This is a genomic window from Lacticaseibacillus hulanensis (assembly GCF_004010095.1).
GTDB classification, from domain to species: Bacteria; Bacillota; Bacilli; order Lactobacillales; family Lactobacillaceae; genus Lacticaseibacillus; species Lacticaseibacillus hulanensis.
On sequence record NZ_RRYD01000025.1, the window covers coordinates 36,985 to 44,546 of the forward strand.

General features: G+C 50.4%; 5 protein-coding genes. 3 read left to right on the forward strand and 2 right to left on the reverse strand.

Annotated features, from left to right (window positions below; genetic code table 11):
* Positions 1-65: 65 nt before the first annotated feature.
* Positions 66-2,249, reverse strand: coding sequence for an LTA synthase family protein (locus EKN00_RS07415; RefSeq protein WP_127849505.1), 2,184 nt, complete (start codon positions 2,247-2,249; stop codon positions 66-68).
* A 274-nt stretch (positions 2,250-2,523) separates the two neighbouring features.
* Here EKN00_RS07415 and EKN00_RS07420 point away from each other — a divergent pair, with 274 nt between their 5' ends.
* A complete protein-coding gene (locus EKN00_RS07420; protein WP_127849500.1) occupies positions 2,524-3,168 on the forward strand; it encodes a VanZ family protein in 645 nt (214 codons plus the stop codon).
* A gap of 114 nt (positions 3,169-3,282) precedes the next feature.
* On the opposite strand, the gene EKN00_RS07425 is transcribed toward EKN00_RS07420, so the two are convergent.
* Positions 3,283-4,332 carry a tagatose 1,6-diphosphate aldolase gene (locus tag EKN00_RS07425; protein WP_127849501.1) on the reverse strand — a complete coding sequence of 350 codons (1,050 nt, stop codon included), beginning with the start codon at positions 4,330-4,332 and terminating at the stop codon, positions 3,283-3,285.
* A gap of 554 nt (positions 4,333-4,886) precedes the next feature.
* Between EKN00_RS07425 and EKN00_RS07430 the strand changes: the two genes are divergently transcribed.
* The gene (locus EKN00_RS07430) at positions 4,887-5,744 is read left to right on the forward strand and encodes a GRP family sugar transporter (RefSeq protein WP_127849502.1); all 858 of its coding nucleotides are present in this window, start codon (positions 4,887-4,889) and stop codon (positions 5,742-5,744) included.
* Positions 5,745-6,043: 299 nt separating this feature from the next.
* Complete coding sequence (locus tag EKN00_RS07435) at positions 6,044-7,384, forward strand: glucose-6-phosphate isomerase (protein ID WP_127849503.1); 1,341 nt, start codon at positions 6,044-6,046, stop codon at positions 7,382-7,384.
* Positions 7,385-7,562: the final 178 nt, after the last annotated feature.

A 7,562-nucleotide genomic window follows, 5' to 3' on the forward strand; every position in this document is an offset into this window, starting at 1 on the left:
CGGGTTACTCGCAGCCAAAAAACACCCCTGAACCAGCGGCATAATCCGTTGTTCAGGGGTGCATTTTAATTACTGAAGCTACTTGTTTTGGCCCGGCGAATCATCTGCTCAAGGGGATTACCCTTATTCACAGCCTGTTTTGCAACCTTGGCGGGGTACTCAGTTAGAACAGATCTGTTGTTCTTCAGTTCTGGAGCGTCGGACTTGTATTTGCCCGCGACGTCCTCATTGTTATTCTTGCTGTATTCGCTGGTGCTGCTTGCACTGGCGTTGCGCTCAACGGTCAGCAGGCGCTGCAGACTTGTGTTGAAGTCCGTGTCCGTCCCGTTGACCGGGGTGAATCCCGCCGGCGTGTAGAAGCGGAGCAGGTTCTTATTGGCCACCGTGTCCGACAGGCGCAACTCGGTGTTCACGTGCTCCTGGTCAGCTTTAAGCCGCTTTGTGGTTGCGGGGGTGAGGTTGGTGGCCTCGCGCCCGGATTCTGCTCCATTATTGACGTAGGGGGTTCCGTTCACGACCGTGTAGTTCGGGGTGATGAAGTTCCCGTTCCGCTGCGCGACGACCTGCTTGTGGCTTGGGCTCAGCAGGTCCGTTCCGAACTGGACGTACTGCTTTGTGTTCAGACCCAGGAGGTGCAACAGGGTTGGCAGGATGTCAATTTCCCCGCCGTACGTGGTTTTTTGGCCGCCCTTTAATCCCGGCATGTTGAAGATGAGGGGGATGCGCTGCATTTGCACGTTGTCAAAGTCGGACCAGGTCTCCGCACTCTTGCCAAGCAGCGGCGCGAGATCCTTGTTGCGGCTGTTGCCGATGCCGTAGTGGTCCCCGTACATCATGATTAGCGAGTTCTTGTACAGACCGGATTCCTTCAGGTAGGTGAAGAATTCCTTGAGGGCGGAATCCAGGTAGTTGGCGGTTTTGAAGTAGCTATTAACCGTTTTGTCGTCAGTTCCGGCGTCAGGGAAATCTGAATCTTCAGCCGAAATAGTGTACGGGTCGTGGTTGGACGTGGTGATAATCTTCGCGTAGAAGGGTTGCTGCAGGTGCTCCAAGTACTTGGCGCTTTCGGCAAACATCAACTTGTCCTTGATGCCGTACTGGGTGTCCATGTCGGTGCTGTGGGCGTAGTAATCACCATCGAAATAATACTGGTAGCCCATGTTTTGGTAGGTATCGCTGCGGTTCCAGAAACTCCCCTTGCCCCCGTGCATGACGGCACTCGTGTAGCCCGCGGTTTGGTCCAAAATGGCCGGGGCGGACTGGAAGGTGTTGGTGCTGCCCAGAGTGGAGAACAGCGACCCGTTGTTAATCCCAAAGGTGCCCGACTCGAGCATGTTCTCAGCGTCACTGGTTTTCCCCAGGCCAACCTGGTTGAACATGTTGCTGAAGCTGAGCGTGTTCTTGTCCTTAATCAGCGAGTTCAGAAATGGCGTGACCTCACGCCCATTAATTTTTTGCCCAATCAGGAATTCCTGGAAACTTTCCAGGTGAATTATGATGACGTTCTTGCCCTTGGCCGCGCCGAAGTAGTCGCTGCTGGGTTGTGCGTAGTTTTTCCGCACGAACTTGATGACCTTGTCCGTGTCCGCGCTGTCGGCAGAGGAACGGACGGTGTTGGTCTGCGCCGTTTTAATGCCATCATAAATCGTAAATGGTGCAAACCCGAGGTACTTAACGATGTACGAGCGGTCAAACGTGCGGGACAGCAGCTGCGGCCGGTTTAGTTCGCTGACGGCGAGGGTGACCATGAAAAGTGCAATCCCTACAACCGTGGTTGCTTGGGGCAGGTGGTATTGGGCCGGCTTGTCGTCCAGGTGGATGCCAAAGGTTGGCCAGATGAGTTGTTCATGCTGAATGTAGCGCCAGATGTTGAGGGCGGCGTAGGCAATGAGCACAACGGCAACGATGATGATGTCCAGGATGAGCACCAAATCCTTGAAGGCCATCATGGAGGAGCCGCTAGCGCCGAGCCCCTGCATGACCTTGGGTAGCGCTAATACCGTGTTGATGGTGATGAAGTCGGTGAACTCCCGGTAATACAGGGCGTTGGCGAGGAGCAGGGCGGAGAGTGCGAGGTAAGCGATGAAGCCCGCAATAACAACGTTCCGCGCCCGTTTGAAGTAAAGGCCAACCGAGATCACAATTACGCTGGCGCCAAGTGGGTTAATGATCATCAATATGTATTGCAGGGGGTCTTCTGGTCCAAGGCTGAAGTCGACAAAATAGGCGAACACAGTCTTAATCCACATGAGGAGAATCAAGAGAATGATGAACCCCAGACGGGTATGTGTGAGTTGGTGTAATTTCGCCTTCAAAGCAGAACCTCCAGTGTATACTGACTAACATTTTACCGCGTATTTGCATTTGCTCCAACTTTAAGGCCGAAGTTTTAACAAAAGGCAAGGGGACCAGTTAGTAGCTAGAATAACAGTGTACACGATTACTTTGGGTTTGCATAAAATTTTGGGCGCATCCCGCCATTTGCAGGCAGCTTTGGTACAATTAATTCAGTGGAGGGCAATTATGATTTTTCTCGGGCCTGTGTACAAGTGGTTAGAGGCCAACTACGCTGTACGCATTCATCATTTTCCATTAATTCGTCTCGTTACATATAGCGTTGATAAAACGATTCTGTACCTGCTGCTCTTTGTGGTCCTGCGCGCATTGTGGCTGTGGCACAGGCACAAAAAGGTGCGCTGGGGCCACGAGTTGCTTGTGTTCGTCTTTGCCGCGTACGTGATCCTACTGCTGTTCCTCACGGTGTTTCGTGGTGTCTACTATCCGTGGCAAATCACCATGGACTGGGGCCGCAAATGGCACGATGCCAACACCGTGATCTTGGCGGAGACGTGGAAACTGCGCCTTGGCCTGTCGCACTTTGATTTTTACTACCAGTCCCTCGGCAACGTGGGCTGGTTCGTGCCGTTCGGGTTGCTACTGCCGCTGATGCTCAGGACCAAACACAAGGCCGTCCACGTAATCTTCTGGGGCATCCTCTTGTCGCTATTCATTGAAACAATGCAGTTTTACATGCACACGGGCATTGCGGATATCGATGACGTGATTTTCAACACAACCGGGGCGCTGATTGGCTCGCTGATGTACGTTCTTTTGCACCGCATCCGTTTGTGGCTGACCAAAATAGTTAACCGCGCGCCGCGCAAATGATGGGCCGTAGCAACATGAACAGAACCCGGGATTAATGACCTGGCTCAACATTTTCAGAGCACACAAAAAACCACCGCCATTTTGTTGGCGGTGGTTTTATTAATTAGCTTGTTATTACTTGGTAACAACAGGGTCAACAACTTCAATGTTGTCGAGGCCGCCGTACCAGCTGTACCAAGGCTTTGCGTACTTGTCGAGAATTGCGTTGAGTTCTTCAACGTTCTGCTTACCAGTGGTCTTCAGCCATTCGTCCAAGGCGTCTTCACCGCCATCAGCGAGTACCTGAATCCCATCGCGCCATGTTGCACGACCACAGAGGATACCGTTGTACTTGTTGCCAGCTTCACCAGCAAAGGTGAGTTCTTCACGGAATGTTTCAGCAGGAACACCAGCGGAGAGGTAGATGAATGGGCGGTCAACAACTTCGTTAACCTGCTTGAAGTATTCAGCAGCTTCTGCTTCGGTGTATGCAGGCTTGACACCATCAGCGGTGTGACCCTCAACGAAGGACCAGTTGACTGGAACTTCGGCCTTCAGCACGTCAACACCGTACTGAGGCTTGGTGAATTCTTTAAGTGCGTCAAGGACCAGGCTTGGCTTTGCCTTAGCGTATTCGAAGCTCTTTGCGTCAGGAATAGCATCGTCGTAGGTAACAACTTCGAGGAAGAGAGGCATGTCAGCGCCACGAGCTTCATTAGCCAGGCGTTCAACGAATGCGTGCTTCTCGTTGTTGATTTCGTCCTTGTCGTGTGGGTTGTAGTAAACCAGAACCTTAACGGCGTCAGCGCCCTTAGCAGCGAGGCGTTCGATGCTTTCACCGTGGAGCAGTTCTGGGAAACGACCAACAGTGTTAACGTCGTAACCAGTCTTCTCGTAGGAGAGAATCAAACCAGAACTAGGATCCTTAGCGGCCATTGCCTTGAAACCAAGTTCTTCGTCGGTCAGGATAGATGAAGCGTACTTCGTCAGTTCCTTAGAAACGAGTTCCTTGAACTTGTAAATCTGTTCGAGACTGTATTCGGTGCCGGCCTTTTCGTCAGCAGCCGCCATCATCTTCTTCATTGAACCGCGCTGGTCAATTGCAAGAGCAGCGATGACGCCGTTCTTGTTGGACAATTGCTGCAGCTTATCAAACTTACCGCGTGTAATGACTTTCTTTGCCATATGGATAATCCCTCCAGAGATTCAAACAATTGATTTAACGTCTACATTGTACAAAATGTAACCGGTATTATCAAGTCAAATGAACAAAAGTGCGCTTTCCGGTGAGATTCAGAAAACACTTCCAGATATCTTCACGCTAAATGACAATGCTTTCACGAAAAAATAAGGAGAAATGTGACAACGGTAACATTTTGTGGTTGACCGTTTTCAAAAATTCAGATACAATTTATTTTCAGATTCGCATTTTAATTAACGCGGTTACGTTCCGCCGTAGCGACGTTTTTCAGGGTGTTAAGTCTAATTTTTTGCATATACGGTCTTGAAACCGGATTCTAACGCTAAATGTGCAAAATTGTGCAAAAAAGTTCGTTAAATTGTTTTCAATAAACATTTTTTGACAAAATGTGGGATTATGCCTGGGTAAATTGCATAAGCCAACATTGCAGTCGGCACCAAATTGTTGTCTAGCGGAACACCGCTAACGTCGCAAAGTTGTATTAGCTGGGCCGATATCTGGCGCAGACATATATATAGATAAGAGGTAATTAGGGCAAATGGCTATTTTGATTGCGTTGATTCCAGCGATTGCATGGGGATCAATTGGACTCGTGAGTGGCAAACTCGGTGGGAACGCTTATCAGCAAACACTGGGGATGACCATTGGGGCATTACTGTTCGGGATTGGCACGTTTATTTTTGCTAAGCCAACCGTCGACACCAACACTTGGATTTTCGGTGTGGTATCCGGATTGTTCTGGGCATTGGGTCAATCCAACCAGTTCCGGTCCATGAAGTTCGTCGGGGTGTCCATGACCGTGCCGGTTTCCACCGGTGCCCAGCTTGTGGCAAACGCACTGGCTGGGGCACTGCTTTTCCACGAATGGAAGAGTGGCCACGATATTACGCTGGGTCTGCTTGCAGTTCTCGTGCTCGTTGTTGGGGCAACCCTCACTGCGCACCGCGATAAGGTGGCAGGCGAACCAAAGCAAAACATGAACATGCCGGCTGGGATTCAGGCCCTGATTATTTCCACAATCGGTTACGCCGGCTACACAATCGTCTACACGTGGGCGGGACTCGATGCAACCGCAGTTGTTTTGCCACAGAGCATTGGGATGCTGATTGGTGCAATCGTGTTTGCGGCCAAGCATCAGCCAATCGCGAAGGCGACCGCCAAGAACATCATCACCGGGATTTTCTGGGGTGTTGGGAACATCTTCATGCTGATGGCCACCAAGGAAGTCGGCCTCGCTGTTGCGTTCTCCCTGTCCCAGATGGGGATTGTTATCTCCACGTACGGTTCAATCTTCTTCCTTGGGGAACACAAGACCAAGCGCGAAATGATTTACGTGACCGTTGGGAGCCTGCTGGTAATTGCCGGTGGGGTAATCTTCGGGATTATGAAAGCCTAACGCAATAAATGTGGTGTAAAATGGAATTGGCCAAGTTGCTGATTCCTTTTTTACTTTAATAGTGCGGAATTGGGCGTGTTTCGATTGTTTATCCGCGGCTTACACGCGGGATTCGGGCAGATGGTTACTGGAATTCGGCAGGCGGCCTCGTGATGCGTATTACGGGTTTATGCTTACCCAAATAAGGATACACAAATGCGGAAAAATGTTGCGCGTTATGTTCTGTTCTATTGCAATTTTGACCTTTTGCGTCTAGAGTTAATGGTGGTTTTTAGTGAAAATTAGGAGGAACCTAAATAATGGCTCACATTTCTTTTGATTCATCTAAGTTGGGCAAGTTTGTTCACGAGAACGAACTTGGCCAGATGCAGGCTCTGGTTACGGCTGCTGACAAGGAATTACGTGAAGGTACCGGTGCTGGTGCTGACTTCCGTGGTTTCCTTGACCTGCCAGTGAACTACGACAAGGACGAATTCGCACGGATTAAAGCTGCGGCGAATAAGGTTCAGGAAGACTCCGAAGTCTTCGTTGCTATCGGTATCGGTGGTTCATACCTCGGTGCGCGTGCAGCAATTGATTTCCTCAGCCACACATTCCGTAACGCTGACCCATCCCGCAAGCTCCCAGAAGTATACTTTGCTGGTAACTCCATCAGCAGTACCTACCTGGCTGACCTGCTTGACGTGATTGGCGACCGCGACTTCTCCATCAACTGCATCAGCAAGTCTGGGACCACGACGGAACCATCCATTGCGTTCCGTGTTCTCAAGGCTAAGCTGATTGACAAGTACGGTAAGGAAGAAGCTGCTAAGCGGATCTTTGCAACCACCGACCGCGCTAAGGGTGCCCTCAAGGTTGAAGCAGACGCTGAAGGCTACGAAGAATTCGTTGTTCCTGACGATCTTGGCGGTCGCTTCTCCGTTCTGTCCGCTGTTGGTTTGCTCCCAATTGCTGTTGCAGGGCTTGATATCGATGCTCTCATGCAAGGTGCTGCTGACGCACGCACGGAATACAGTTCTGATGACCTGAGCAAGAATGAAGCATACCAGTATGCTGCACTCCGCAACATTCTTTACCGGAAGGGTTACACCACCGAACTCCTCGAAAACTACGAACCAACGCTCCAGTACTTCGGCGAATGGTGGAAGCAGCTCATGGGTGAATCTGAAGGTAAGGACCAGAAGGGGATTTACCCATCTTCCGCTAACTTCAGTACCGACCTGCACTCCCTCGGTCAGTACATCCAAGAAGGCCGTCGTAACCTCATGGAAACCGTTGTTTGGGTTGACCAGCCTAACCGCGACGTTAAGATCCCAACCGACGAGAAGAACCTTGATGGCTTAGGCTACCTCGAAGGCAAGACCATGGCCGAAGTTAACCGGAAGGCCTACGAAGGGGTTGTTCTGGCTCACACTGATGGTGGTGTCCCAGTTATGACCGTTTCCATTCCTAAGCAGGACGCCTACACGCTCGGTTACCTGATTTACTTCTTTGAAGCAGCCGTTGCTGTATCCGGCTATCTGAACGGGATTAACCCATTCGACCAGCCAGGTGTTGAAGCCTACAAGAGCAACATGTTTGCCCTTCTCGGCCGTCCTGGTTACGAAGAAAAGACCAAGGAATTGAACGCACGCCTGTAATGGCGCGACTTACAGTGATTGTGATAGTTTCCCGATGAGGGCAATAAATTCACTTCACTCGTAAAATGGTATAGAAAAAAGAATAGACTCCCGAAACTGGTTGCACTAGGCCCTGTCAAGTTGACAGATGAAATAATATAAAGTTTTGTCTATTTCTAAATGGCTTCACTCCAGTATT

Bases quoted from the DNA above. Each gene is read 5' to 3' on its own strand.
- EKN00_RS07430 (WP_127849502.1), top strand. From the start codon at position 4,887: ATGGCTATTTTGATTGCGTTGATTCCAGCGATTGCATGGGGATCAATT.
- EKN00_RS07420 (WP_127849500.1), top strand. From the start codon at position 2,524: ATGATTTTTCTCGGGCCTGTGTACAAGTGGTTAGAGGCCAACTACGCT.
- EKN00_RS07435 (WP_127849503.1), top strand. From the start codon at position 6,044: ATGGCTCACATTTCTTTTGATTCATCTAAGTTGGGCAAGTTTGTTCAC.
- EKN00_RS07415 (WP_127849505.1), bottom strand. From the start codon at position 2,249: ATGTGGATTAAGACTGTGTTCGCCTATTTTGTCGACTTCAGCCTTGGA.
- EKN00_RS07425 (WP_127849501.1), bottom strand. From the start codon at position 4,332: ATGGCAAAGAAAGTCATTACACGCGGTAAGTTTGATAAGCTGCAGCAA.